This is a genomic window from Cohnella nanjingensis, from assembly GCF_014212125.1.
GTDB lineage: Bacteria > Bacillota > Bacilli > Paenibacillales > Paenibacillaceae > Cohnella > Cohnella nanjingensis.
Genome location: NZ_JACJVP010000024.1, coordinates 1 through 26,472 on the forward strand (window position 1 = coordinate 1; position 26,472 = coordinate 26,472).

Annotated in this window: 21 protein-coding genes and 1 pseudogene; 11 read left to right on the forward strand and 11 right to left on the reverse strand. The window is 54.9% G+C overall.

Going from position 1 to position 26,472, the window contains the following annotated elements:
* The 5 genes from H7C19_RS13900 to H7C19_RS13920 all read left to right on the forward strand — a co-directional run.
* Positions 1–189: hypothetical protein (locus tag H7C19_RS13900; protein WP_221469242.1), on the forward strand; the 189-nt coding region annotated here is incomplete at its 5' end.
* Positions 190–677: 488 nt separating this feature from the next.
* The gene (locus H7C19_RS13905; RefSeq protein WP_185143266.1) at positions 678–836 is read left to right on the forward strand and encodes a hypothetical protein; all 159 of its coding nucleotides are present in this window, start codon (positions 678–680) and stop codon (positions 834–836) included.
* A gap of 7 nt (positions 837–843) precedes the next feature.
* Positions 844–1,047 (forward strand): YwbE family protein, encoded by a 204-nt coding sequence (locus H7C19_RS13910; RefSeq protein WP_185143267.1) that lies wholly within the window; start codon positions 844–846, stop codon positions 1,045–1,047.
* Positions 1,048–1,253: 206 nt separating this feature from the next.
* Positions 1,254–1,718 carry a hypothetical protein gene (locus H7C19_RS13915; protein WP_185143268.1) on the forward strand — a complete coding sequence of 155 codons (465 nt, stop codon included), beginning with the start codon at positions 1,254–1,256 and terminating at the stop codon, positions 1,716–1,718.
* Positions 1,719–1,786: 68 nt separating this feature from the next.
* On the forward strand, positions 1,787–2,974 hold the full coding sequence (locus tag H7C19_RS13920) for a stalk domain-containing protein (protein WP_185143269.1): 1,188 nt from the start codon (positions 1,787–1,789) through the stop codon (positions 2,972–2,974).
* Positions 2,975–3,428: 454 nt separating this feature from the next.
* Here H7C19_RS13920 and H7C19_RS13925 read toward each other — a convergent pair whose 3' ends face one another.
* Both H7C19_RS13925 and thrC read right to left on the reverse strand, forming a co-directional pair.
* A complete protein-coding gene (locus H7C19_RS13925) occupies positions 3,429–4,319 on the reverse strand; it encodes a hypothetical protein (RefSeq protein ID WP_185143270.1) in 891 nt (296 codons plus the stop codon).
* A gap of 188 nt (positions 4,320–4,507) precedes the next feature.
* Positions 4,508–5,896 (reverse strand): threonine synthase, encoded by a 1,389-nt coding sequence (gene thrC, locus H7C19_RS13930; protein WP_185143271.1) that lies wholly within the window; start codon positions 5,894–5,896, stop codon positions 4,508–4,510.
* Between the two features lie 402 nt (positions 5,897–6,298).
* On the opposite strand from thrC, the gene rlmH reads away from it, so the two are divergent.
* Positions 6,299–6,778: a 23S rRNA (pseudouridine(1915)-N(3))-methyltransferase RlmH gene (rlmH, locus tag H7C19_RS13935; protein ID WP_185143272.1), complete on the forward strand. Its 480-nt coding sequence runs from the start codon at positions 6,299–6,301 to the stop codon at positions 6,776–6,778.
* Positions 6,779–6,947: 169 nt separating this feature from the next.
* Here the strand turns inward: rlmH and H7C19_RS13940 are convergent, their stop codons facing one another.
* The 7 genes and pseudogenes from H7C19_RS13940 to H7C19_RS13965 all read right to left on the reverse strand — a co-directional run bounded on the left by H7C19_RS13940 (position 6,948) and on the right by H7C19_RS13965 (position 20,506).
* Positions 6,948–11,330, reverse strand: coding sequence for a glycosyl hydrolase family 28-related protein (locus tag H7C19_RS13940; RefSeq protein WP_185143273.1), 4,383 nt, complete (start codon positions 11,328–11,330; stop codon positions 6,948–6,950).
* A 101-nt stretch (positions 11,331–11,431) separates the two neighbouring features.
* On the reverse strand, positions 11,432–14,065 hold the full coding sequence (locus tag H7C19_RS13945; protein ID WP_185143274.1) for a glycosyl hydrolase family 28-related protein: 2,634 nt from the start codon (positions 14,063–14,065) through the stop codon (positions 11,432–11,434).
* Positions 14,062–15,975 (reverse strand): glycoside hydrolase family 38 C-terminal domain-containing protein, encoded by a 1,914-nt coding sequence (locus H7C19_RS13950; RefSeq protein WP_246469502.1) that lies wholly within the window; start codon positions 15,973–15,975, stop codon positions 14,062–14,064. Before H7C19_RS13950 ends, H7C19_RS13945 begins: the two co-directional genes overlap by 4 nt.
* Before the next feature lie 45 nt (positions 15,976–16,020).
* Positions 16,021–16,839 (reverse strand): annotated as a pseudogene (locus tag H7C19_RS35705) (glycoside hydrolase family 38 N-terminal domain-containing protein); the annotation flags it as partial.
* Between the two features lie 135 nt (positions 16,840–16,974).
* Positions 16,975–18,633, reverse strand: a complete 1,659-nt coding sequence (locus tag H7C19_RS13955) for an extracellular solute-binding protein (RefSeq protein ID WP_185143276.1) — start codon at positions 18,631–18,633, stop codon at positions 16,975–16,977.
* 74 nt (positions 18,634–18,707) lie between these two features.
* Entirely contained in the window at positions 18,708–19,583 is an 876-nt protein-coding gene (locus H7C19_RS13960) for a carbohydrate ABC transporter permease (protein WP_221469243.1), read from the reverse strand.
* Between the two features lie 29 nt (positions 19,584–19,612).
* A complete protein-coding gene (locus H7C19_RS13965; protein ID WP_185143278.1) occupies positions 19,613–20,506 on the reverse strand; it encodes an ABC transporter permease in 894 nt (297 codons plus the stop codon).
* Positions 20,507–20,719: 213 nt separating this feature from the next.
* Between H7C19_RS13965 and H7C19_RS13970 the strand changes: the two genes are divergently transcribed.
* Positions 20,720–21,832: a GntR family transcriptional regulator gene (locus H7C19_RS13970; RefSeq protein ID WP_185143279.1), complete on the forward strand. Its 1,113-nt coding sequence runs from the start codon at positions 20,720–20,722 to the stop codon at positions 21,830–21,832.
* 248 nt (positions 21,833–22,080) lie between these two features.
* Complete coding sequence (locus H7C19_RS13975; RefSeq protein ID WP_281384873.1) at positions 22,081–24,330, forward strand: glycoside hydrolase family 2 protein; 2,250 nt, start codon at positions 22,081–22,083, stop codon at positions 24,328–24,330.
* A 271-nt stretch (positions 24,331–24,601) separates the two neighbouring features.
* Here H7C19_RS13975 and H7C19_RS13980 read toward each other — a convergent pair whose 3' ends face one another.
* On the reverse strand, positions 24,602–24,817 hold the full coding sequence (locus H7C19_RS13980; RefSeq protein WP_185143281.1) for a hypothetical protein: 216 nt from the start codon (positions 24,815–24,817) through the stop codon (positions 24,602–24,604).
* Between the two features lie 166 nt (positions 24,818–24,983).
* A complete protein-coding gene (locus tag H7C19_RS34285; protein ID WP_221469244.1) occupies positions 24,984–25,160 on the reverse strand; it encodes a hypothetical protein in 177 nt (58 codons plus the stop codon).
* Positions 25,161–25,300: 140 nt separating this feature from the next.
* On the opposite strand from H7C19_RS34285, the gene H7C19_RS34765 reads away from it, so the two are divergent.
* The 3 genes from H7C19_RS34765 (at position 25,301) to H7C19_RS13995 (ending at position 26,454) form a co-directional block, all read left to right on the forward strand.
* Positions 25,301–25,456: a hypothetical protein gene (locus H7C19_RS34765; RefSeq protein WP_246469536.1), complete on the forward strand. Its 156-nt coding sequence runs from the start codon at positions 25,301–25,303 to the stop codon at positions 25,454–25,456.
* A gap of 12 nt (positions 25,457–25,468) precedes the next feature.
* Positions 25,469–25,630 (forward strand): helix-turn-helix transcriptional regulator, encoded by a 162-nt coding sequence (locus H7C19_RS34770; RefSeq protein ID WP_376775363.1) that lies wholly within the window; start codon positions 25,469–25,471, stop codon positions 25,628–25,630.
* A gap of 143 nt (positions 25,631–25,773) precedes the next feature.
* Positions 25,774–26,454, forward strand: a complete 681-nt coding sequence (locus H7C19_RS13995; RefSeq protein ID WP_185143283.1) for a DUF4386 domain-containing protein — start codon at positions 25,774–25,776, stop codon at positions 26,452–26,454.
* Positions 26,455–26,472 lie beyond the last annotated feature (18 nt).

Below are 26,472 nucleotides of genomic sequence, written 5' to 3' on the forward strand. Positions count from 1 at the left end.
GGCGCGGGCCTCGCGGCGCTAGCGGTGGCGCGGGCGGCGGCTTCGGCGGCGGCGGGAAGCCGTCGTTCGGCGGCCGAGGCGGAGCGGGCGGTCCGGGGGGCCGGAACGGTCCCGGCGGCGGCAAGTCGCCGATCCGTTCGCAGCGCCGAGGCAAGTAAGCCGGGCAACGATAGTCGGCTGGTCGGTTGATCGGATTAACCGTCCATTCGCGCACCTCGTAGTCACCGCTTATGCTGCGGGCAGCAAGTCGCCATGACGTGGGCACTCCGTGAATAAGATGCAAATGTACAACTTATTTCGGCCACTTCGTCTCATTAGCGGCATTTAGTTGCAAAAATACAACTTATTTCGCGGAATATCGCTTAACGGCCCCTTTTCCCCCGAAAAAGATGTACAAATGCAACTTAATCGCACCAAACGTCATTAGGGGCTCGAATAAGTTGTACAAATGCAACTAAATATCGGTAGATGGTGTGCGACCGCCGCCATCGTGCTGCGTCCTGACGTACGGTGAACGGCGTTGGGGGAATGGCCGCACTGCGGATCCGGCATGTCGCATTACCATCGCGACATCACATCGTTTCCATCTACAACCTTGGGCTGACGCGGTCGGTCCGGGGTTGTTTCTCTATTCGGCAGTAACCTATGGTTTACGGATAAAGAGGAGATAGTTGATCGTGTTCGTTCTCCACGAATACGAGGATGCCCCGACGAAGAAAACTGGGTACTATGTGAACGAAGGGCCGGTAACGTACGACGAAGGTCGGCAGCAGCTCACGATCGAGGCCAACTCGAGGATCGCGTACGTGCCGGACATTAAGCTAGAGAGCAGGTGAATCGCCCATGGCAGGGAACGGCAAGAACCGCAGCGACGTGAAGCCGGGGTTGACGGTGGATATCGTATTGAAGCAGGATCAGCGCACCGGCAAATTGACGCGAGGCGTCGTGAAGGACCTCCTCACGAACTCGGCGACGCATCCGCACGGGATCAAGGTGCGGCTGCAGGACGGACAGGTCGGCCGGGTGAAGGAGATCCTCTCGGAATAGGGGAGCTCATCGCACCGGCGGCAAGCATTAGCATAGGATGATTCCCGAACCCGGCGATTGCGCCGGGTTTTTCTGCTCGCTCGTCGGATTGTACAGTTCGGCGGGGAGGGCGACTTGGACGCCGGTATCCGGTTGTCAGCGTTTGCAACTCTTTGTCGGCGCCGTTCGTCTAATGGGAAACGAGCAGAGAGACGGGAGGGCGGCGGATGCGCCCGGCATACGGGATCGTGCTCGCGATCGTGGTCGCGATTGGGATGGGGATCGCCTATTACGGACTGTGGATGGGCGAGCATCGAGAGGAGTATGCGAGTCGCAGGACGCAAGGATTCCCGGTCGTGTCCGGCGTGACCTCCGTCGTCGTGCTGGATGAGGCAGGGGAGATTGTAAGGACGATCGACGGCGAAGTGGGCATCGCCGAACTCCTGAAACGTCTCGGCCAAGCGCCGCGATCCTACTTCGGAGATCCTGAGCAGTCCGGTCGGATGTACCGGGTGGAGCTGCACGGCGGGGGCGGGACGAGCGTCTACGAGCTGAACGACCTGCGAGGGTCGGGGTCGTCCATCGACGGGAAGATCTACCCGCAGAATCCGGGAAGGGACGAGGTATGGGAGCTGTCCGGGGACCTGCTGGCGAGGCTGGTCGATCGGGCGGCGCCCGCGTCCGCGGCATAACCAACATTTTACTGGTTCTGATCGCGGACGCCGGGGTTAATAGAGGTTCGGGAGGGATTCATTCGTCTATGAGAAAAATCGCAACGATCGCTTTGTCCGTCGCCGCCGTCGTTGGCATGAGCTCGAACGCATATGCGGCTGCGAATTCGGCGCCGGCCGATCCGGTGAAGGACATTGCCAAGATGTACCGAGTGAAGCACGAGCTGAAGTTCGATCTGAACGGCACGAGCGCCGAACTCGACGGCAAGGCCGTTCAGGCGGAGAAGCCGATCCTGAAGGACGGTCGGGTATTCGTGCCCCTGCGCACGCTGCGCCAGACCGGCGCCGCAGCCTCGGTCACCTGGCAGCCGGCGCAGCGCGAAGTGCGCATCGTCATGGAGCAGAAGGTGATGCCTTCGTGGAGCGACCTGACGTTCAAGATCGGGTCGGATAAGATCTACACGCCGGAGGGCACCGCACTGGCGGACGAGACGATCCCCAAGCCGTTCATCGAGAACGGCATTACCTACGTGCCGGTGAGCGCGCTCACCTGGCTGGGCATGTCGGTCGCCACCAAGGACGACATCGTTAGCTGGAACTGGAGCGATAAGATCATCGAAGTGCTCGAGCCGAGCTGGGGGACGGACGAGGCGCAGACGACCTTTACCATGCTGTATCAGAAAGACATGTACGAGCCGCAGTTCATGTACCCTTATGGCGCAGGGTCTTGGGGCGGCGGTTCGGGCAAGGTGACCGACAAAGACATCGCGATGGACGGGCGGCTCTACAACCGCATGGAATTCACCGCGAACCTGCGTCCGGGCGCGAATCCGATGCAGCTGTATGCGGTCTCGGCCGGAACGGCCAACTTCACGGTGCAGCGCCGGGTCGCAGATCCTTCCGTCGTGCCGGTGACGAGGACGGAAGAAGGCCAAACTTATCTCTCCTTGTCGCAGCCTGCCTCCGGGTATATGAAGGTGAAGGCGGGCGATGCGATCCAGGTAGCCGGCAGCATCCTGAAGCCGAATGAGGCGTTCGATAAGGTTACGGTCGTCGCGCAGAAATATTCGCCCGGCGGCACGGGTCTTGCTCCGGCAGTCTATGTGAAGGACAGCCAAAAGGAGCTCGCCATCAAGGACGGCAAGTTCGCGGGCGCGATCTCGCTGAGCAAGCCTGGAACCTATCTTATCGCGGTGAACAGTCCGAAGTATATTCCTTCGACGGAGATGGGATCTCTGTCCACGCAGTGGGCCGAATTCGTCGTCGAGGCGGAGTAGCAGCTAAGCGGACAATGCCGGCGTCTGGGCCCTGGTATACGAACTTTGCTGCCGGATCGGATACCATTGAAAGTCTTGTCGTGAATGGATCGTTAAGATAGTTGGGCCCAAAATAACAAGCCGACCACCGGGGCAACTCCGGTGTCGGCTTGTTTTGATTGATCTAGGGACCTCACAGCTTGCGCGCGAGGCCAGGCGATTTGCTTCGTCAGGGCAGAGATAGCGAACAGCGAGCAAGACTGAGATCCAACTTGCGAAAGCAAGTTCAATATTGGAGCTAGGTCGAGACATCAAATAGGGAGACGGAGCTAGCGATCAGCTGAAGCTGGTGCCGAATCGGAGCAACGCTGAGAGGGTGATCAGTGAGTTGGACGGAGACAGCAACCAGCAACCAGCAACCAGCAACCAGCATGAGCTAGTTCCGTGTTGGAGCTAGGCTAGCATCGGCTTGCCGTTAGCCGTTAGTCGTACCGCTGCTCGCGGCGGCATCCGATGCGCTGTCGGTCGAATCATCCGCATCTTTGGAGTGACGGCCGTGCTCGCGGTCGCCATGCGCCTTCGGCGTCTCGTTCACGAGCTTGGAGATGCGCTCGTCCAACTTCGCCTTAAACGCGTCGGCCTGCGCTTGCGTGAGCTTGCCGTCGGTCACCTTTTGGGCCAGTTCAGCCGCGAGCAGCGCCTTCACTTTGTCGGTGACGGTCTGAACGGCGACGCCTTTGTCGGCTGCGATCGCGGCGAGGGATTTGCCCGCCTTGAGCTGCGTACCTAACTCGTCCGTCGTCAGGCCGAACAGGCTGGCGATCTCCTCGGAGCGCAGAATGCCGTGTCCGCCGAAGCCGTCATGCCCGCCGCGCTTGCCTACATCGCCTTCCTTGCCTACTTTGTCCTTGAATGTGCTGTTTACGAATTGGGCTGCTTGATCCGCCAGCTTGGCCTTGTGCGTGTCATACTCCGCCTGCGTGATCTTGCCGTCTGCCAGCCGTTGATCCAGCTGCTTCGTCATCGCGGCGACCTCGAGATCGATGACCTTCTGCACGTCCACGCCTTGCGCCTGGGCGATCGCGGCGAGCGATTGGCCTGCCTCGCGCTTCGTCTTCAGTTCATCGGCGGTCAGGCCGAGCAGCGTGGCCAGCTCCGGGTTGTCCCATTCGATGCGGAGCTTCCCGCCGTGCCCGGGTCCGCGCTCGCTCTTCTGCGCGGCCGCGGCCGATGAGGACGAGTCGGCCGTCGGCGTCGCGGAAGCCGCGAATGCGCTGCTGGCGATGAGCGCGCTGCCGGCGACGACGGCGGCGAGGGTGAGCGAGACGAAGGTTCGCTTCTTGACATGCTTGAAGGGATGGGTCATAGGGTTATGCCTCCTTGGGTTCGGTGATTGGCTTTACAATCCCTAGGTTAGCCCGCCCACCTTAAACAGCCGTGAAGGCAACCTTAGCGCAAACTGAGAATTACCTGAAAATTCAAGCACATCTGCGCGATAAAAAGCCCCGTACCGGTCGTTGCCGGACGGGGCTTGCTATGCATGCTGGTTGAGATCTAGAAGAACTTCACCAGCTGGTCCTTGATGTCATCGTTCGTACCGCCTACGACCGTCTGATGCTGCGGCTTGTCGAACAGCGCTTCGATCTGCGGCGGATACGTCTGCGCGATGCCGCGCAGGCGGATCGCTTCGTCGAACTTGGCCGGATGGGCGGTCGACAGGGCGATCGTCACTTCGCCGTCGTCGGCCAGCTTGTCGGTGGCGGCTACGCCGCAGGCGGTATGCGGATCGAGCAGGTAGTCATACTTCGCATGGTAATCGCTGATCGCGTCCAGGCATTCCTCGTTCTGCACGCCGTAGGCCGCGAAGTCGGCTTGGACGGCGGCCAGCTTGTCGGCCGGGATCGCGATGCGGCCGTCCGCCTTGAACTGCCCCATGAGGCGGGTGACGGCGGCGCTGTCTTCGCCATACAGGTAGTACAGGTAGCGCTCGAAGTTGCTCGCGACCTGGATGTCCATGGACGGGCTGTACGTGCCGCGGAACTCGCCCGGCTCGTACACGCCTTCGCGCACGAAGCGCTCCAGGATGTTGTTCTCGTTGGTCGCCAGAATGAGCTTGTTGATCGGCAGTCCCATTTTCAACGCCAGATAGCCTGCGAAGATGTCGCCGAAGTTGCCCGTCGGCACGCTAAAGTTGACCTTGTCGGCCTGTCCCTTGTTCGCCAGCTGGAAGTACGCGTAGAAGTAATACACCGTCTGGGCCAGGATGCGGGCGATGTTGATGGAGTTGATCGCGCGCAGGTGGTAGCGGTGCTTGAAGTCCACGTCCGCGAACAGCTCCTTGATGATGCGCTGGCAGTCGTCGAACGTGCCGTCTACCGCGAGATTGAGCACGTTGGCGTCGTCGACCGTCGTCATCTGCAGCTCCTGCACCTTGCTCACCTTGCCGTGCGGGTGCAGAATGCAGATGCGGATGCCTGCCTTGCCGCGCACGCCCTCGATCGCCGATGCGCCCGTGTCGCCCGAAGTCGCGCCGAGGATGTGGATGATCGAATTCGTCTTGCCCGAGACGTATTGGTACAGATTGCCCAGGAACTGCAGGGCGACGTCCTTGAACGCAAAGGTCGGACCGTGGAACAGCTCCAGCACGTGCAGGCCGTTGTTGATGCGACGCACCGGGGTGACGTCCTCGTCGCGGAACGTCGCGTAGCTGTCGTCCACGAGCCGCTTCAGGTCCGCGCACGGAATCTCGTCGTTCACGAAGAGAGTGAAGATCTCGAGCGCCAGCTCCTGGTAGCTGAGCCGCTGCCACGACTTGAGCATGTCTGCCGACAGCTGCGGAATATGTTGAGGGACGAGCAGACCGCCGTCGTCTGCCAGCCCCATCAGGATCGCGTCGATGAAGCCGATGGGGGCGACCTGGCCCCGAGTGCTGATGTATTCCATAGTGGTCCCCTTATGCGAGTGAATTTTCAGTTATTGTATCAAAAAAGCGCCGCGATTCCCACCGCTTCGGCCGATTTTTCCGCGCGGGCTGGTGAGTTTCATCCAATTCGACAATATTTTATGGTACCATCTCGGTATAGAAACGGATCGGGCTCAGGGAGCGGCGATCAGGCGCTGCGTCGGGCGGCGGCAGCGACACGTTGGGGCACCTGCTGAGCGAGGCGGACGAGGTGCTGTACCGCGCCAAGCGGAGCGGGACCTGTCGCTAGGGTAGATGAGGTCGCTATTGGGGAATAAGAAAGCTATTGAAAGCTACTTAGAGGGTAACGTGGAAGATGATCAGATAATTGGTTCGCTACATCTCAGTATCTCGTTAAATCGATTCAGGAGGATTTACCTCATATGCATATTCAGATCATCAGCGTCGGAAAGCTCAAGGAAAAGTACCTCGTCCAAGGCATCGCCGAATACGTCAAACGGCTTGGTCCCTACGCCCGCATCACGCTCACCGAGGTGCCCGACGAAAAAGCGCCCGAGGTGCTCAGCGCCGCCGAAGAGCGCCAGGTCGTCGCTCGCGAAGGCGAGCGTATCTTGTCGCACGTCAAAGACGACGCCCACGTCGTCGCCCTCGCCATCGGCGGCGAACTCTGGTCCTCGGAGGAGCTCGCCGCCCATATCGACAAGCTCGGCACCTACGGCACGAGCCATGTCGTCTTCGTCATCGGCGGCTCCCTCGGCCTCTCCGACGCCGTGCTGAAGCGCGCCGACAAGAAGCTAAGCTTCGGCCGGCTCACATACCCTCATCAGCTAATGCGGCTCGTGCTGGTGGAGCAGATTTACCGGGCGATGCGGATTAATCGGGGGGAACCTTACCATAAGTAGGGCGAAAAATAGTGCTGGCGAAATCTGTGGGAACCAGTTTGTGAGATGGTCAGGCAGAATGCTTTCTTGGTCAATGAATACCGCTAGTTCTGGGATGTTTGAATGAGGTGTTATGCATAAATACATTCAAAAGAACGTTGCGCACAATCATTCTGCGCAACGTTCTTGATTAGTTGCCGACGTTAGAGATAAAATTCGCCGAGCCGCTATTCGTATACATGAATCCTGTCTTGCCTGCATTTCCGGCGACGAGGCCGCTTGTCACCCCCGAATCGACGACGACATCCTTGACGCCGCTCTGTACAGTGAAGGCGGAGCCGGACAGCGGGCCGATTTTGCTGAATGCTGAGGCGAGCACGTTTACGGTGCCCCCGCTGATGCGGACCCCGCCGTTACTGCCTGCGGCATCGGCGGCAATATGATTCTGCTGAATCGTTACGTTGCCGTTCTGTACGACAAGCCCGTTTGATGGCGAACAATTGTAGCAATAGAACTGGGCATTTTGCAGTGTAATGGACGCGCTGGAGGACACGGTGGACCGAATGCGTCCCGTCGTGCCGCCGAACGTGTTGAATGTTCCGCCTAGCAATGTCAGCCCTCCGCTGCCTATGCTTTCGATATCGAGGGGAGTAACCGACTCGGCGCCGAAGCCGTAAATCGAGCCCTCGAACGAGCCCGCCCCTTGGGGGTACAAATGAAGGCCGATGTTGCCCCTATATACGAATGAGTGAAACAGGGTTTCGCTTGTCGTTTTGCCGATGTCGAAGCCGATCAGGTTGCTGTCTTGGTAGCCGAACAACGTGCCGACACGGGTGTTGTAGTCGAGCGTCGTAAAGTCGCCCATGCCAAGCAGATAAGAGCCCCAGCTGGCAAAATAGAACGTAGGATTGAAATGCGCGTTAAGGATGCGCCCCGCGCTCGATGAGTTGCCGATGGCGATACCCGTTTTTAGCGCCGCTCCGTTAACATGGTCAATGTAGTGCCCGCCGCTGGCATTCGAGCTAAAGTCCAAACCGCGAAACGTATTCGGCAGCGTAACGTTGATGGCCCACGCACCCGTTGATGCGGCGCGAATCGTCCACGGATAAGCTTTAACAGCACTCATAGAGGATAGGTCTTGATTCGGGTAGACAACCGTAATCCCCCTGATTCCGGCATTCAGCTGAAGGGTTACGAACGGCGTCGCGTTCTCGTTGCCGGCGTTCGCGGTCGTATACAGCACAGAGCCTGCCGCGGTCGTGTGGTGCGGGATTTCAAAGACGCCCCGAAGCTCAACCCCGGAAGGAACATTCAACTGCCCGGTCAAATAATAAGCTCCGGGCGGCACATAGACGATGCCTCCTCCGGCGGAGCTTACGGTATTCAACGCAGACTGGAACGCGGCCGTGTTGTCGAATCCGGTGAGCGTATCCGTTGCTGCCGCATTGTAAGGCGCGTCCGTCACGACGGCAAAAGCGCTTCCCGTCACGTTAGGCACCGAGCCGAGGTCGGGATCGGGCGGCACTGGCTTGAAAGGTCTGGCCGTATGATCGACGACGATATTCGGATTGGATGATTGAGCGTTCGTGATTTGCGGCGTCCCGGTAAACGTATTGCTCAAGACCGCGGCGGCTGACACCCCGGAGCCGATGTTTACCGCGGGCTGCGATTTGCCGAAAGAGTTATTTTCAAGCTGGAGCGTACCTCCCTCCGCCGTAACGGCATAGTTCGAGGCCCCGTTAGCCCAATCGGCAAAGCTGGAGTTGGCAATGGAAAGCGTTCCGGTACTTCCCGATGCGATTCGAGCCTGCTGGGCAGCGCTGCCGTTGAAGGTACAGCCGTTAAACTGGACGATGCTGTCATGCGTCGCGGCCACTTCGATGCCCGTCGGGTCGGTACCGGAGGTAGCGCTTATCGAGCATTTAGCAAATATGACGCCCGCATAGTTGACTTTATTGACGACAATGCCTTTGTTGGCTCCCGTGATGCTAATTTTGGTCATCATAGCTTGGGCAGCCTTGACAGGGCCGCTCGCCGCACCGTCTTCATTCAGAACGATTCCCTTCCCGTAATTGACGATCCCGATGTTATAGACGTTCTCCCAGTCGGTTCGCATGAAGGTCATACCCGTTGCCCCGGCGAGAGCGGTGTTCAAGGTTCCCGCGTTGACCGTTGGCGCACCGACTGCAGCGGCGTAGCCGATCCAATACTTCGGGTCGAAAAATACGTTCTGGATTCTGCCGACGTCCGTCGTGTGGTTAATTGATATCCCTAGGTGAAGAGGCGTCCCGTAAACGTTTTTGAGCACATGCATTTGGTCGCCGTCCGGGCCTCCTTGAATGGCATCGTAGGCGTTGACGAGCGTCGTATTCTGAACGTTCGCATAGGCGAAATTGTTATCCTGCAGACGAATCGTTGGCGGATAAGCGACGATCGCGGAAGGGTCGGTCTGTTCCGGATAATAGATCGTCATTCCCTTTACCGCGGCGCTCGGGCCGACGGTAAGGAACGGAGCCGCCGCCGGATTGCCGCGTCCGGAATAGGCGCGCAATATCGTGCCGCTTCCCAAGCCGCCCGTACTGTCGGGGTTTTTCCAGTCGCCCTGCAGCACGACCGATTTCGGAATCGTGAGCTGTCCCATAATTTTGTAAGTTCCGGCAGGAACCCATACGACGCCTCCGCCGGCGCGCGAAGCCGCGCTTAGCGCCTGTTTGAAGGCGATCGTATCATCCATGAGGCCGTCGCCGATGGCATTGAAATCCTTAACGTTAAAACCGGAGATGATGGCCGAATCCGAAGAGTCTGCATTCGTCGGAGTCACCTTCTGCGGATTAAAGGCAATGAAAGAAGGGTCCTTGATCTCCGTCGCGGACGAGGATTGAATAGCGTTAGATGACGTTATTGCCATCGTAGGGGTCGAGCTTTGATCGCCGCGAAAAATTACCGCTTTTACCGTAGACCCGTTCGTCACGACAATATTCGCGTAATAGCTTCCGTAAGGCTGGCCGTTCGTATCGTTCTCGCCGGCGATCAACCATTGCGTTGAGCTTTGGCCCACGAGCGAAGCAGGAACGTTCATTTTACGGTGATACCATGCCCCGTAAGCATAAGGACTCAAATCGGAAGCAGGGTGTCCGCCGATACCATTCTGATCGGTCCAGCCCGCATCCTTCGCGCAGGAGCTTCCTGCACAGACATCGAGACCGCCCGCACCGTTCACCCGATCCGCAAGCATAACGTCGTATTCGACGGAATCGCCGCTTGCGAACGTATAGGCGGTATTCGAAAAGCTGTAGTAGGCAAACTTGTTGCTTCCCGAAGCGGCATTGTTGACTTTTAAATAAAGCGCTTTCGGAAAAAGTCCCGATAAGGAAACGCCCGTCACGCCGGTCTCGCTGCTGACCGTGTTAAAAAAAGGATTGCCGTTATTCGCGCGATCGCCGTCCTGATAGCCCCACACAAGCGTTTTTCCGCTGCGTACGACGCGAAGATTATCGTATAAGGAACTGTACGATATGCCCGGGGTCGTATTTTCCCCCGCCACGATCCAGTAGTCGAGCGACTTGCCGACCATGGAGGGCGGGACAGCCAACGTCCGGTGATACCAGTTGTTGTATGCGTAACCGGAAATATCGTTGGCGGGATGCCCGTCAATGTTGTTTTGGTCCTTCCATCCCGAGGCATCCCGGAAGTACGAGCCGTCTTGCATCCTTAGATCAATGCCTCCGGCATTATTTCGGTTGTCCAGCAATTTGACGTCATATTCAATGAGATCGCCCGATTGGAAGACAAAGCCTCGGCCTCCTTCCGATATTTTGCGATACGAAAGCTTGGCTCCGGTCCCCGAAGTATTGGTCACCGTGTATTTTAGCTCGTGGCCTGCAGGCTGTTGAAAGTCCGGTGTACCCTGAACCGATATCGTTGTCAAGGAACCCGATGCGCCCGAAGGAGAGAACGTTGCCGAGTTGACGGACGGCGCTCCGTTCTGATAAACGTTTAGACGAACGGGATTTGAATATCCGGTATTCACCACTTGAATGTTGTCGTAAAGCGCGGTATACGAGAGTCCGGATTGATCGTTCTCACCGGCGACAATCCAATTCGAGATATTAAGACCTGGATTTAATACGAGCGTACGATGGAACCACTGGCCATAGGCTTGTCCGGTCAAATCGGCAGCCGGATGCGCGCCGGCATTGCTGGAATCGACGGGATTGCTTTCGCGAAAATACTTGCTTACGCCCGCGCTGGGCGAGGTGAAATAAAAATCCAGACCGCCTGCACCGCTTACTGCGTCCGGCAAGTAAACGTCGTACTCCAACCTGTCTCCGGGCTGGGTCGTATAGCTCGCCGTCGAAATCGTCTGGTAGACGTAACGATTCGTCGTAGCCGAGGCGTCGTTGGTTACCGTAAATTTCAATGCCGTGTTTCCCGTACCCGTACCCGTAGCCGAAGCGGTCATCGCCCCGTTGTAACCGGGCACGATGGGCATCACGTTCAACGTTACAGCCAGAACCAGGCCCATCGCCAAGCGGTTCCAAATATTTCTCGAAATAAGCTTGTTTTTTCCCAATCCATTTCCTCCTCGCGTAATGGTGTACAAACGAGAATGAGCAACCGCCGATCGAGTCCGCTTGTGCGGACCTGGGCATCGCCTCCTTTCGGTCCAGTCTTCTACATGGATACGTTGCCTACGGCGACGGGGAGGACGTCTGCGTCCTGCGAGACGAGCATAAACGTATCCCGAGCAGCATTACACACGATTTCGGCTTGCGAGGCGCCCGCGCCGATTCGAACGTCTGTCACTCTTTCCTGCTTTGAAAAGCGGCTGCCGTCGATAGGGCCGATATGTCCGAAGACGGAAGCGTAAAGCGACAGCCTTCCCGAGCGCAAATTAACGCCTGCGTCGGATTCTTCTTCGGCGCCGTTTGCGCGAAAATGGACTTGTTGCATGCGGACGCGTCCTCCGTCGATGACTGCACCCCGACGCGGATTGAGATTATAACCGCCGAAAACGCTGTTCATAAAAGCGATTTTTGCCGGAATTCCATCCATTTCTTGAATTTGCATATAATCTTGGTACACAATGTCGATGCCCGCGTTAATGAACTGAAGCTCGCGATCGCCCGTATGAACGATTCGGAATCCGGATACGGTTCCGTCGCAGCCAAGGCCGTAGAACGTGCCGTCGAACCCTTCGCCAGGCAACCCGGCAATGTCCAATCCAAGCCTGGATCGGTAGCTGAAGCAGTTGAACACGACTTCGTCTTTCGTTTTCCCGAAGCGAAAGGCATATTCGAGTTCACGATCCAACCAGGCCAACAACAAAGAAAATTTGACGGCTTCATCCGCCTGGTCGATCGTGCTGTTCGGCAAGCCGGTGCCGATCGTACGGAAATACATATGCGGATTAAGATGAATGTTTTTCAGCCAGCCTCGTCTTTCTGAACCGGAAACTCGAATGCCCTCCTTCAGCATGCAGCCCGTCACGAATTCAATGTAGTGCCCGCCGGTCCCGCTCCACGCATCAATGCCTTTGTAGCTGTTGCCGAGGCTGACCTCGATGATCCAGGTTTCTTCTCCGGCCAGTCGAATCGTCCAAGGATATGGCGTGACGGCTTCCATCCGCTGACGCGGGTACCAAATGTTCAAGCCGCGAATTCCGGCCCTATCCATAAGCGTAATGGAAGGTGCAGAGTCGGGATCTCCTTCTCCATGCACGATGTAGAGTGTCGTTCCCGGTGCGTTCGTATGGTGAGGGACGTGGTAAGACCCTCTAAGCTCTACGCCCTCCGGTATGACCAAAGGGGAGGCGACGAGATGCGGTCCCGGAGGCAAATACACGATTCCTCCTCCTTCTCGGGCGGCCGCTTCAAGCGCGGCTTGTATCAAATGCGCTTTATCGCGCAATTGCGTCCAGTCGATTCCAACGGGAGACCCGGGCAGCGGATACAATACCGACCGGCGCGGCTGCGGTTGAGTGCCCAAATCCGGCTCGGGCTCGCGAATCTCGACGAAATCGCGGGGAGCGGTATCTAACATGACGCGGCTTTCCGTTCCTTGTTCGCAACGAACCGGAATCGAGTCGGAAGGAAAGCGGCATCCCGCAATAGACGCGGCGATCAATCCTTCCAGGCACTCGATCGACGTTCCTTTGTTATTGAAGGAGCATCCCGATAGCAGTACGGCAGCTCCCGCAGCTTCCAATGCAGCCGCGTAGTCGGAGCGGCTGCTCTGGAAGTCGCAGCTTTGAAAGGAGACCGAGCCCCCGGCGCCTTGCCGAATCGATACGATGGCTGTCTCGGAAGAGGCCAGAGACAGATCGAACAGTTGGGCGACGGAATCGAAGTCCGCCGCTATTTCAACGGCTAACGAGCCGGGGACGGGAGAGGCGTGGACGCGTCCCCGCGTTACGCACATGCCAATCGTGTTCAGGTGCCGGAACTGTAATCCGATACGTGCTCGATCAATGCGAATGTCATACAATTGACCGTTCGGACCGTCCGTAATATCCGTCGAGCCGGGGTCCCGTTCAAAGCGGATGCCGATACCGTAATCTTCGCATTCGAATCGATAGACGTATTCCCAATCGGTACGCTGCAGTTCGAGACCGACGGCGTTGCCGAGCAGCTTCAGCAGCGCTTGTTCGTCTACGGACGTATCCGCATATCGCAGCCAGTAATAAGGAGAGAAGCGAACGTGCTGGATGCGCCCGATATCGGTTGTTTTGTTGACGAGAATGCCGCGAGCCAGAGGCGTTCCATAAATATGCTCGATCGTATGAAGCTCATTGCCTTCCGGACCGGCATGAATGGCTTCCCACGGATTAACGAGGGTCAAGCGACGCGCTGTCGCGAAGCTGCGCCCCCTGTCGGCGAGCTTGACTGCCGGCGGATAAGGGACGGGCGAGCATTCATTTTGCTCGGGATAGAATATGATCGCTCCCGCAATCCCGCCGCTTGCGCCAACTTCGATAAAGGAGCCCCCATTCGGTCCTAAGCCTTTGCCCGCATAGACGTGATAGACGGTCGCGGCGCCCGTCTTGCCCGGCGTATTCGGATCGTACCATTGCCCCATCAACGTAACGCCGGAAGGCACTTTCAAGCAGCCGTCGAAACGATACTTGCCGGCCGGCGCCCAAACGACTCCTCCGCCTTGCAGAGCCGTCCAATCGAGCGCATCCTGGAAGCAGCGGGTCTGATCGGCTTGCGAATTCGGCGCCGCACCGAATTCAAGTACGGAAGCGGACACGACGATCGGTCCCGTATAAGCCGGGTGTTCAATAAAGGGGGTAATCGCTTTATTCATGATTCAGGCTCCTCTGTATGATTGTCCGGCCGCGGAGACCCGTCAACCGGTATCGCGATGCGCAAGCGAATGGTAACAATGCCTTTTGATTTGGCCGTAACGTCAAGGCTGCCGTCCTCGCATAGGCGAATCGGATAAGGGCGGTCTTCATTCAGGCTGACATAATCGGCGGATTCGACGGCGAACGCAAAGCGTAAGCGGTCGGATATTTCACGGTTCTCCGCGTTGAACAGTCTTACGATAAACACATTTTTCTCGTCTTCGCTTTGCTTAATTGCCGTGACAATGAGTCGATTGTACGCCAATGTCAAGTAACCGTTTGACAGCGGGAGCGTCGGTTCCCGCCGATGAGGCGTTTCATGGCGAATCGGGCCTTGCTTGCGTGTTAATGACCGATCGGACGACTTGAACCGTGCATGTTCGGTCCACAGCTGCGCGGAAGAGGTTTGGTCAGGATCGAATAAGCGAAGGGCATAGTCGAATGTCAGGCGGCCGAGCAACTGTCCTCCGTCCGATCCGTTGGTTAGCACTTCGTCTCCTGTCGCGCGGAAGAGGGTCAGGGCGATCGTGCGCTTCTGTTCACGCAACGTCAATTCGTGCAAGCCTTCGGAATAGACCGCCACCCCGCATGTATCGTCGTTTATAACGATCAGGCCGCTGTGCGGAACGACATCTGCCCACTTTTCCAAGTATCCGTCGAAATTCGGTTTCTCGATCGTGCGCTCGACCAAGTCGAATGCCGTGTTGGTCCGATAGTGTTTGCCGGTAAAGCTGGTCGGGAACAACACGCGAAAACGGTGATTGCGCGAGCGGTTGTCGACGACGGTTTGAATTCGCAGCACGGGATCGTTTTTGCGGATTTCAAGGCAAGTTGTTGCGCGCAGCGGGACAGTTTCTTCCGAGCGGCCGTTCAGATCGGCGCCAGCGAACGCGGGAACCTGCATGGTAACGGCAATTTTAATACAGGAGAAGAGCGGTCCGTCCGCTTCGACAGAGATCTCCGCCGGGCAGCCAGCGGAGTAGGCATACGAATTGCGAAGCGGTGCGATATGCTTCCAACCGTCCCCAATGTCTCCTTCGCTTTCGAATACAACGAGGTCGTCGAAAGCGCGATTGGTATGTAAATCTTCGATACCGATCGATCCGTTGTCCGCGACCCGTACGATGTACCTTCCATTATTCCAGGTTAAATTGTCGGTTCTCATCGTACCTGTATGGCGTACCGGTGCGACAAACCTTTCGGCTGCGTACTCTCCGAACGCCGGACCGCTAATCGTAAACGACTGCACGCGGTAGGCCGAATAGCCAAAAGACGGAATGTTCGCCTTGAACGCGATCCGAATCCGATCTACGGATTCGCTTACCGGTACCGAACGGAATGGGCGAACTCGTTTGACGATGCCTGTCTCCATGCCGAGAACCTGATAGGCCATTTCTCGTCCTTCGGCATCGAACAGCCTGAACGAGGTTCCGCCAAGCATGCGTATTGTTTGGGAAGCGTCCGTGCCGCTAGGCAGCTCGACGTCCGCCGTTGCGATGCCGTCCAGCGGATACTGGGAGGCGTTGAATAGCACGAGCGTACGATCATCGGCGCTCCAGGGCGCATCAATGCTGTTCGCGATATATGTCAGTTGTTCGGACAGCATCGACTCGGCAATCAAACGGGATTGATCGAATCGGTACAGCATGTCCCTGTGAACTTGATCGATGGAACAACCGCAGATGGAGTCGTGCGGATGATTCTGCAGCAAGATTTCCCAGGCTTGCTGGAGAAAGCTCTGATGATACGGACGCCCCTCCCACGACGAGAACACGCCCCAAGGCTCCGCCCATCGCGTCAAAAGCGTTTCGCACTGGTCGTTGTGCTGCTTGAGGTGGATGCGGGAAGAGAGCACGTTCGCCAACACCATATGATTAAGGCCGGCATAACCGGGGAACCGTTGTTCCCCTCGCACGACAGGCCATGTTTCCCTAGCTAGAGGACGAAGCTCCCGCATGTAGTCGTCGAAGCGGGCGTGTTGAAAGTCGGCTCCTAGTCCGGCTCCGTTAAGCGTATGCAGCAAATCCGGCAAACACGGTTCGATTTCGACGTGGTCTACGCCGTCCCACACGACGAGCCGGTCCGTTAGCGCCCGATCGCGTTTGAGTTGCAGTAAATCGCGTGCCCTCCGAACGACTTCTTCGCCATCGTACGTGAAATCACGGTCTTCGAAAGGCCATCGGACGGCGAAATAGAAATCCCCGTACGAGCGTTCTTCTTCGAGTCTTAGCGTCAGAACGCGGCTTCCGTCGGCGCCTTCCCACCAGAGCTCGGAAGGGGAGGAGCGGCCGTCGAGTCCGCGGTAAAGAACGGCATTATCGATGCCGAAGCCTTGCAGGATTTGCGGCATTTGGCTGATGTGTCCGAACAAATCGGGCAAATATCCGGCAAGCAACGGCTCGGCATTCCAAGAGCGCGCACGCCGAACTCCCGTCTGCAAATTGCGAATAAGCGATTCTCCGTCCGGAAGAAATTCATCCGGCATGACGTACCACGGACCTACATCGATACGTCCTTGTTCGATTAAGGAAAGAAGCCGTTCCCTGTTCTCGGGACGTATTGCCAAGTAATCGTCAATGACAATCGTTTGCCCGTCCATCATGAAATATCGATAGGCGGAATTTCGCTCCATCGTATCGATTAATTCGTCTATCAAGTAGACAAGCCGGACGCGAAAGCTCTGAAAGTCCTGATACCATTCCCGATCCCAATGCGTATGCGAGATAACGAACACTTTCGTTTGATCATCGCTGCTTTTATGGCGTTCCAATACGGCTCTCTCCTGTCTCTATTCCGAAAATGGAAGCCCGCCACCCTTTATTTATCCGGGGGCGGGCCGATAGATGGCAATTACTCGTTACCTTGACCGTTATTGGGGAAACAGCTCGTTAATGTTGATTTGCGGTTTAGCCTTGGAGGGCTGGTTGGCGTTAACTTCTTCAATGATTTTGGCGCCGCCGGCGTCAAGCCATTTCTTCACGGCTGCTTCCCATTCCGGTTTGTTCCATTTGTCGTTGAGTGTCGCGCCGCCGTCAATCAGCGGTTGCAAGTAATCGGTGTAAATCCGCGCGCCATCCTTCTGTTCCGTCTCGGACACCGTGCTCGGCAGGCGGTAAGTGCTGTAATAGTTGGCGGTGTAAGCGTAGTATTTATTTTTGACTTCGTCGAACATATCGCCGATGCCGGCGCCTTCGTATTGGCTTTTCAGCGCGTCCCAGTCCAATTTCTCCTGAATCGGACGGAGGAATTGAAGCGGTTCAATCTGCGTCGTCTTGAAGTCGTTCTCTACTTGGTCTTGCGGCAGCGGCACCTTCTTGCCGTCTACGACTGTATACGTTTTGCCTTCGACGCCATAGCGGCTAAAGTCGCTGCCTTCCGTCAACGACCAGTTCAGCACGCGGAAGAATCCATCCGGGTCTTTCATCTTCGAGGAGACGTAAATGCCTCTGTCGTACAAACTGAACAACTGGGCGCCGCCAGCATCGCCGTTAGGACCTTGCAACGGCGGCAAAATTCCGAGCTCGGCATCGGGTGCCGATTTCTTCATGTTTTGAAGGATCTCCGGGGTATACGCCCAGTTGATCCCCAGCACGGCGGCTTTGCCCGTCTCGAACTTCGATTTTGAGTGCGACCAATCTTTATTCACGAGATATTCCGAATCGAGAAGACCTTTATGCCGCAAATCCTTCAGCCACATGTTGAAATCGACGACGCCGTCCAACATCCAGTAAGGAACAAGCTTGTTCGGGTCTTCCTTGGATGGCATCCACCCGTCTTTGGCGAAGCCGAACGACGTGCCCAGCGCGCCAAGTCCCCAGAAGCTGTCCTGGCCGGTAAGCGGAATGATTTTCGGGTCGCTTGTTTTGATTTTTTCCAGAGCGGCTTCCAGTTCGGCAATCGTCGTAGGCTCGGGAATGCTCAGCTTTTCGAACAGGTCTTTACGGTAGAAATTAAACATCGGATTAAAAGGATTGCTTGCGTTCGGCAGGAAGAAGATGTCGCCGTTCTCGTCCTTTAACTGATCCCACAGGGCTTGCGGCGCCATTGCCTTGATAGCGGGATACTTCTCCAGATAGTCGTTGATTTTCAAAAATGCGCCTTGCTTTTGCATGTCGACGAACTTGTAGTCCGCAGGCCCGGACGCCCAGAACACATCCGGCAAGTCGCCGGAAGCGAAGACCGTGTTCAGCTTTGCGTCGTATTCGGCGACGGGGACGATTTGAACGCTCATCTTCACGTTCGCGGCTTTGTTCAACGCTTGCTCGTAAGCGCCGCCTGCCACGAAGGTGGCGGGGCCCCAGACCGGCCGCATATACGAGAACTCGGCAAGCGTAGCTGTTTCGGAGGACGAAGCGGATGCCGAAGATGTCGACGATTGCTGCGGCGACGCGGACCCGGGACTGCTTGTGCTCTCCTTGTCGTTCTTGCCGGTGCATCCCGCCATCATTCCTGTCGTCATTACCGCCGTCAGCAATAAAGCCGACAGCTTTAGACTTGTGCGTTGTTGTTTCTGTTTCGCGATACTCATTACCATTCACCCCTGTAATTTAATGAATATGTAAACCCCGGAGGGTAGTTACTTTGTGTCATGCCCGTATTGCTTTATCCTTTGACCGCGCCCATCATGATGCCTTTAACGAAATACCGCTGAAGGAAAGGGTAAACGACCAGAATGGGAACGATCGAGAACACAATCGTAGCCGACTTGATGTTTTCCGGCGTCAGAATGACTTTTGTGACATCCTGTCCGAGGTTGGTACCCCGCATGTTAAGGGCGCTCATATCAATAATGATGGAGCGAAGCAGCACTTGAAGCGGCCATTTGCCGTTGTCGGTGAGAAAGAACAATCCGTTAAAGTAATCGTTCCAATGTCCGACGGCATAAAAGAGGGCAATCGTGGCAATGGCCGGTTTGGAGAGCGGCAGAATAATTCGCGTAAGCGCCGTCCACTCGGTGGCTCCGTCGATCTTTACGCACTCCTCGAGTTCGTCCGGAATGGACCAGAAGAAGTTGCGCATGAGAATCAGATTAAAAGGGGCGACAAGTCCGGGAAGAATCATGGCCCACAGCGAATTGATCAGGTGCAACTCCTTGAGCAGCAGATAGAACGGAATCAATCCGGCTCCGAACAGCATCGGAACGATCGTCCACCAGAGAAGGAAACGGTGGCCCGGAATATGGGTCTTGGATAGTCCGTAAGCTCCGGTTACCGTAAACAGAAGGTTCAACAGCGTTCCTGTAATCGTCACATAAACCGTAATGCCGAAAGCCTTGAGCAGGGCCGGCGTGGAGAAGATGTACGTATAGGCAGCCGTCGTGAAGTCGTGCGGGAGCAGCATCAGCGGATTATCGTATATTGCCCGCGCTTCGCTAAAGCTGAAAGCGAGAACATTGACCATCGGAAGCAGCGTAATCAAGCTTAACGCTGTCAGTACAAGATAAATGAGGGCATTCGCCCAAAACGGATTGTTGTCCAAGGATCGGTTTCGTTGCTCCGTCGACTTGGTTACCATATCGAACGTTCCCCCGTTCTCCGAACAATCATGTTGCCCAACACGATAAGGATGGTGCCGATTACGCCTTTGAACAGGCCAACCGCCGTAGCCAGTCCAAAATTGCTTTCCTGTAAGCCGATGCGGTATACGTAGGTATCGATAATATCGCTAGTGCTGTAAACGAGCGGGTTTGCGAGAATAAGAATTTGTTCCATACCGGCATCCATAATCCCGGCAAGCGACAGCACGAACATTAACACAATGGTCGAGCGAATGCCCGGCAGTGTAATGTGCCAAATCTGTCGGAGCTTGCCGGCCCCGTCGATTCGCGCCGCTTCGTACAGCGTGCCGTCTATGCCCGAGAGAGCTGCCAAATAAATAATGGCGCCCCATCCAAACTCTTTAAGAATACCCGTCACGATCAGCATGCCTCGGAAAATGGAGGGGTTCGTCATAAAGTCAATTTTCTCCATACCGAGCAAGTCCAATATGAGGTTTACCGCCCCGATCGGTCCAAGCAAGTTGTAGATAATGCCGCCGAAAATAACCCAAGACAGGAAGTGGGGAAAATAAGTAATGGTCTGCACGGCCTTCTTGAAAACGCCTATACGTACCTCGTTCAGCAGGAGGGCGAACAGGATTGGAATGGGAAAGCCGAACAAGATGCGGGATAGGCTGATGGTCAGTGTGTTGCCCATTAGCCGATTGAATTGTATGGAACTGAAAAACGTTCGGAAATGTTCAAGCCCGACCCACGGGCTCGCCCAGATTCCCTTAAACAGTTGGATATCTTTGAAAGCAATAATAATACCGATCATTGGAACGTAACTGAAAACTAGAAAGTAGATGAACGTCGGCAGGATCATTAAATAAATGAACTTATGCTTGAGTATTGCTTTAGGCATTTCGGCACCCTCTCCTGAGAACGGTTACAACATTTATTAGTATCATAAAACCTTAAATACAATCAGTCAATACATTAAATTGAATAAAAGTATTAATACATTTGATAAAAATCTTATTTTTGAACAAAAAATAATTAATATTTTGGAAAAGGCATGATACAATATATTTAAATGTATTAGAGTACTCGACTATGCTTAAGGAGTGAATTTTGGATGTCTTCTGGGCCCGATCCCTCGAAGGTTCCGTTGTATTTACAAATACGGGATTATATTAAAACCCAAATTTCCAGCCAGGCGTTTAGACCTGACGACCAGATCCCGACGGAAGCGGAGCTGATGGCTCAGTTCGGCGTGAGCAGAGTGACTGTCATCTCGGCAATCAAGCAACTCGTGGAAGAAGGCCTCGTCTACCGCGTTTCCGGCAAAGGAACATTCGTTGCACGGAGCGAAAGAACGGAAGGGAAACGAATCGGCGTGCTGCTAACGACGTTGCTGGATGCGGCTGCCAAGGCCATGCTCATAGCGATCGAGCGAGCTTGCCGGAAGGAAGGCTTTGAATTGATTCTCAAGATGAATCTTAGCCCCGAGGAAGAGCTGCGGACCATTCAGGATCTGGTGGATAAACAGACGAGCGGGCTTATTATTTACCCGATCGACAACGAAATCTACAGCGAAGAAATTATTAAGTTAAAAACATTGTCTTTTCCGTTTGTTCTGGTCGACAAGTATTTGCCGGGCATTCCGACGAACGCGGTATACTCGGACAACTATACGGGCGGGATGTTGGGGACGGAATATTTAATCGGCCAAGGCCATCGGAATATTGGCATTCTATCCGAAGCCAAATCGAAGACGTCGAGCGCGGACGAACGGTTTCGCGGCTACCTCGAAGCGGCGCAGAAGCATCAACTGGTCATAAATCCCGACCAATGGCTAATCGGAATTCGCGATACTTATAGTAGCGAGGAAGAAATCGAATCATTGGTCAGGTCGTGGATAGAACGGCACAAGGAAATAACGGCGGTCTTTTCGTTTAACCGCAACCTTTCCGTCTTTATAGCTAAAGTCGCGAAAGAAATGGGCAGGCGCGTTCCGGAGGATCTTTCCATTCTTTCATTCGACAATCCCGGCATGCATGATTTGGACGGCTACTACTTTAGTTTCATTCAGCAAGATACGGCTGCAATGGGAGAGCAGGCCGTTAAGCTGCTGGCCAAGGCTATGCGCGAGGAAGCGGTTTGCGAAAGCATCGTTACCCCCATCAGCTTGTACGAAGGCCGAACGGTCCAGAACCTGTCCCTGATGCGGAATAAGAGCAGGGCCTGAGCGTTAAGGAAACCATACGTTGCTTGCCGACGATCCGTTCTGGTTGCGTCTCGTGAGCGACCCGCGTTTGCACGACATCGCGGAAGCGTTCATCGGCCCCGATATCGCGCCGCTATTTCTCCGACAATTGGCCGACATTAATAAATTGAAACTAACACATAAAGTAGGGAAACTACATGAAAGCACCGATCGAGAACGGATGGCTCCTAACCGGTTCGCACCCCGGATTTTGGGAGTTCGGACGCAGCATGGAGCTTGGCACGGAATTAAAAGGGCTCATACCGTGGATACCTGCGAAGGTACCGGGAAGTGTCCATTACGATTTGTACGAATCAGGTTATCTTCCCGATCCTTATTGGGGGCTAAACTCGCAGGCGTGCGAATGGGTAAACGATCGCAATTGGCTTTATCGAAACGCTTTTATCGCCGATGAGCGTTGGCGCGGAAGAAAAGTGCGCCTTGTATGCGAAGGTATCGACTATTCGGCTAAATTACGGCTAAACGGCGAACCCCTGGGCGAGCATCGCGGAATGTTTACGCCTGCCGAGTTCGATCTCACCGATCGGCTGCGCTGGGGGGAATCGAACGATCTTCTCATCGGCATTGATGTAACGCCTGAAGGCGTTCCTCAATTGGGCTACACGAATCAAGTCAATCACCTGAAGAGCCGTTTCGGATACAAGTGGGACTTTTGCCCGCGACTCCAGAACATGGGGCTATGGAAGCCCGTTTATCTTTGTATTAACGGATCGTCCCGTTTTAACGACGTTCACTGGAAGACAAGCTTAAACGAAGACGGCGCGGAGGGGCTCGTGACGGTCGTACTCGATAACGAGAAGGGCGGACAAGGAAGCGTCATAACGAACCTGTACGCCCCCGATGGATCGCTTTGCTCATCCCGGACAACCCAAGTGCATCTAAGCCCGGGACTACAAATCATTGAGCAACGATTAAATATCGCTCATCCTGAGCTCTGGTACCCGAACGGCTACGGTAACCAACCGCTGTACCGTTTGGTTACGGAAGTGCGTCTCGATGGTCAACCTTACGCGGAACCTTCCGACGATCGGGAGTTAACCGTCGGCATTCGCACGCTAGCTTTCAAGCAAAACCCGGACTCCCCCTACGATTCGCTCGCCTATACCGTTATCGTCAATGACCGTCCCGTTTATTTGAAAGGCTGGAACTGGGTCCCCGTCGATCAATTGTACGGTCGCGAAAGAAGGGAGCAATACGAACATCTCATCCGACTTGCCAAAGAGGCGAACGTTAATCTGTTGCGCGTATGGGGAGGCGGTCTGATCGAACGGGAACTGTTCTACGAGTTGTGCGACCGGTCAGGCATCTTGATCTGGCAAGAAATGATGCAGTCCAGTTCCGGATTCAACAACGAGCCTAGCGCGGACGCCGCCTTCCTCCACAAATTGCAACAAACGATGCGTTTCGTCATTCGGGAAAAACGAAACCATCCATCGCTGGCCATCTGGTGCGGAGGCAACGAATTGACCGAAGGAGGGCATTTGCAAGATCGACTCGTGCCGCTCACCGACAACCATCCGAACTTGCGGATGCTTCGGGATTTGGTCGCGGATCTCGACGGGGAGAGATTGTTTCTGCCCTCTTCCTCTTCCGGCCCGGTCTTTTTTCTGGAACAACAGCACGCCGGGCAAGGCTTGTCCTACGACGTACACGGCCCCTGGAAATATGCCGGGGACGTCGATCACTACACGCTCTATAACGGCAGCGACGCATTGCTTCACAGCGAGTACGGCGCAGACGGCTTCGCGAGCATGGAAAGCTTGAAGAGGTTCCTGCCCGAAGACGAGTTGACGACGATGTCCGACCCCTCGCCGACCTGGCTGCATCACGGATACGAATATTGGAACATGGACGAGCAGTTGGAGCGCTTATTCGGGCCCGGCTGCACGCTCGAGGAAAAGGTCCGGCTGTCCCAATGGCTTCAGGCTGAGTCCATTGGTTATGCCGTGGAGTCCAACCGGCGCCGGGCGCCTCAGTGCAGCGGGAGCATCTTGTGGCAAATGAACGAACCTTTCCCGAATGTGTCTTGCACGAGCGCCGTGGATTACTACGGCTTGCCGAAGCCCGCCTACTTCCGGACGGCACTCGCTCAGCGTCCGATTCATCCGTCGGCGCAGTTTGACAAGCTGGCCTACACGCGCGGCGAATCGTTTCAAGCGCGATTATTCATTTGCGCCGATCACCCTGACGACGCCGATGCGCAATTGTCCTGGACGATATGCAACAAAGCCGGCGAGACGTTGCTGAAAGGCGAGACGGAAAGATTTCCGATGAAAGAACTCGTCACGGCTTGCGGCTCGATTAACTGGAGCATACCGGACGATTACCAAGAAGCGTTCCGACTTGATTTGAAATTGCGAACGGTTGGTAACGGGGAGATCGAGAACCATTACCTATTCGCCTGCAAATCCGACGAACCTGCAGCGGCTCCCTTGCAGACGTTGCGACCATTCCTGTGACAGCGGAAAAATCACCTTGTATTGGAAATCGAACGAAGAGCGATGGAATGGAAGGCTTCAAGAAACCACAAAGTAACTGAGTAACCCTATGATTTTGCTAAACCGAGGGATGGGGTACGAAAGTTGAATCACCGATAATCAGGCCGCCGATAACTTCGGCGGCCTTCTGTGCATGTTATGAGGGCTTGGTCATAGCCATTGAAGCGGATATAAAACGTTGGCAATCATGCGCCGCGACATGCTCCTTTCGTATTTTTCGCCGATAGACCCGTCAAGCTGAACCGTACCATAAGTGACGGCGAAAAATTAGGACGAAGGGGAATTGCAGGGAGCCGTTCCTTCCCAGACGAAATTCGCTCTCATCCTCATCGTCCAGTTCAGCCCTTAGTTGGTTGAAGTAGTCCTCGACCTGGACGACGAGCGCAGCAGAAAGCACTCCCGCTCGACGCAAAGTGACAATGTCCTGCTTCGTTTTAATGGATCTCAATCTACATACCTCCTAAAAAAGAAAATGACCCCTCGAAAAGGGGTTTTGGTATTAAGGTCATGGATATGATATTTGTCTAAAAATTTGCTTGAACCAGTTTTAAGCTAACTGGCAGTCATTTTGTAGAAATGAACAATTGGAAAAGGAGATTCTTACCTTTATGGAATCAAGTGAGGAGTGTTGTTGTTTGAATTTTCCAATCCATTATGAAAATATCCACCAGTCGACCCATTGGACATTTGTGCTTCATCTCCATAGCCTTGATGGCCGTCACTGGGCTGATCACTTCCATCATGTTGAGCGTCTTGAAGCCCTTCTGTATGATCTCGTCCAGCAGCTCCATATCGTGCCTGATGCGCTTCGGGTTTTCCTGGTCCGCAAGTTCCTGAGTAATCTCTACTTTGGTTTGAGCACGCTTCTCCTTGCGCTGCTGGTGAGCTTTTGTGTACGGTTATACAGCATTCCAATACGAGGGTGAACATGATGGCAAGAAAACAAGAACAAGCCAAGGACACGAGTAAACACACGCCGGGGAAGCTTTTGGCCCATCTGCGTGAGGAGAGTCACCTGCTCGACGTTACTCTTGACAGCAGCAATCCTCCCCCGTCCGAGCTTTTCATGGAGCCGCTAACCGAGTGAGAATGGGATGTTTTGCAGTTGATCGCAAAAGGTCTTTCCAATCAGGAAATAGGGGATCGCCTTTTCCTGGCTATAAGCACGGTTAAAGGATATAATCGCAGTATTTTTGAAAAATTGCAGGTGAAAAGGCGCACGGAAGCGATTGCGCGTGCTCGAGAGATCGGGTTGCTCTAGAGGGAAATGCCCGTCTTGGAGTGGTCGCAGCTTTGTTCTTATAGACAATGTCGAGGCCTTTTCTTACCCTACTTTAGTAGCTACCGGGTTATAGCAGGAACCGATATGATGCAAATAAGCGCATTGATCATATCGGGGAGTGAATGGCTATTAAAGCAAATAGAAGAACGGCGATCCACCTTGGGCTGCTCCTTATATGCAGCTTCGTATTCGGTATCTTTAGCTCCGTACCTGTATTAGAACGTCCGGATTACTTTGAACAGTTGCCTGATCTCGAGAAGCAAGTGTTGATAGCGGCTTTCTTTCAAGCGGCAATGGCTGTAGCATATGTTGCCATAACCGTATTGTTTTATTCCATTCTTAAGCCTCACAGCGAGCGATTAGTAACAGGATTTGTCGCTTTTAAAATGATAGGGGCAGGTTTTCTGTTTCTCGGAATCGGTTTTCTTCCTCTTTTAGTGGAAATCAGCCAAAGTGCAGCATCGGCCACTCATGTAAACGAAGTTATCTTTGAACGGAATGTCGAATGGCTTCGGCAAGGCAGGGATTTCGTTAATCATATTGGCATGATCTTGCCGTGGAGCATCGGCAGTCTGATTCTGTATTATTGCCTCTTTATAAATGGGTGGGTTCCAAGATGGCTGGCGGTATGGGGGATAATAGGTTCCGCCTGTACACTTGCCGCTACGTTGATTCTATTAGCGAACAAGATTACGGTCACAAGTCCGGCCTATCTGCTCTTAAATGCGCCAACGGCTTTTTGCGAATTGGTTCTGGCTTTATTTCTGATGATAAGAGGATTCCATGTTTACGAAAAAAGCTGAGAGGATAGGGGAAGAACG

What these genes read in the sequence shown, in the direction of transcription:
- rlmH (WP_185143272.1), top strand. Translation starts at nt 6,299, where the DNA reads ATGCATATTCAGATCATCAGCGTCGGAAAGCTCAAGGAAAAGTACCTC.
- H7C19_RS13925 (WP_185143270.1), bottom strand. Translation starts at nt 4,319, where the DNA reads ATGACCCATCCCTTCAAGCATGTCAAGAAGCGAACCTTCGTCTCGCTC.
- H7C19_RS13970 (WP_185143279.1), top strand. Translation starts at nt 20,720, where the DNA reads ATGTCTTCTGGGCCCGATCCCTCGAAGGTTCCGTTGTATTTACAAATA.
- H7C19_RS13975 (WP_281384873.1), top strand. Translation starts at nt 22,081, where the DNA reads ATGGAGCTTGGCACGGAATTAAAAGGGCTCATACCGTGGATACCTGCG.
- H7C19_RS13950 (WP_246469502.1), bottom strand. Translation starts at nt 15,975, where the DNA reads ATGGTGTTGGCGAACGTGCTCTCTTCCCGCATCCACCTCAAGCAGCAC.
- H7C19_RS13910 (WP_185143267.1), top strand. Translation starts at nt 844, where the DNA reads ATGGCAGGGAACGGCAAGAACCGCAGCGACGTGAAGCCGGGGTTGACG.
- thrC (WP_185143271.1), bottom strand. Translation starts at nt 5,896, where the DNA reads ATGGAATACATCAGCACTCGGGGCCAGGTCGCCCCCATCGGCTTCATC.
- H7C19_RS34765 (WP_246469536.1), top strand. Translation starts at nt 25,301, where the DNA reads ATGGCAAGAAAACAAGAACAAGCCAAGGACACGAGTAAACACACGCCG.
- H7C19_RS13955 (WP_185143276.1), bottom strand. Translation starts at nt 18,633, where the DNA reads ATGAGTATCGCGAAACAGAAACAACAACGCACAAGTCTAAAGCTGTCG.
- H7C19_RS13915 (WP_185143268.1), top strand. Translation starts at nt 1,254, where the DNA reads ATGCGCCCGGCATACGGGATCGTGCTCGCGATCGTGGTCGCGATTGGG.
- H7C19_RS34285 (WP_221469244.1), bottom strand. Translation starts at nt 25,160, where the DNA reads ATGGAGCTGCTGGACGAGATCATACAGAAGGGCTTCAAGACGCTCAAC.
- H7C19_RS13995 (WP_185143283.1), top strand. Translation starts at nt 25,774, where the DNA reads ATGGCTATTAAAGCAAATAGAAGAACGGCGATCCACCTTGGGCTGCTC.
- H7C19_RS13965 (WP_185143278.1), bottom strand. Translation starts at nt 20,506, where the DNA reads ATGCCTAAAGCAATACTCAAGCATAAGTTCATTTATTTAATGATCCTG.
- H7C19_RS13945 (WP_185143274.1), bottom strand. Translation starts at nt 14,065, where the DNA reads ATGAATAAAGCGATTACCCCCTTTATTGAACACCCGGCTTATACGGGA.
- H7C19_RS13920 (WP_185143269.1), top strand. Translation starts at nt 1,787, where the DNA reads ATGAGAAAAATCGCAACGATCGCTTTGTCCGTCGCCGCCGTCGTTGGC.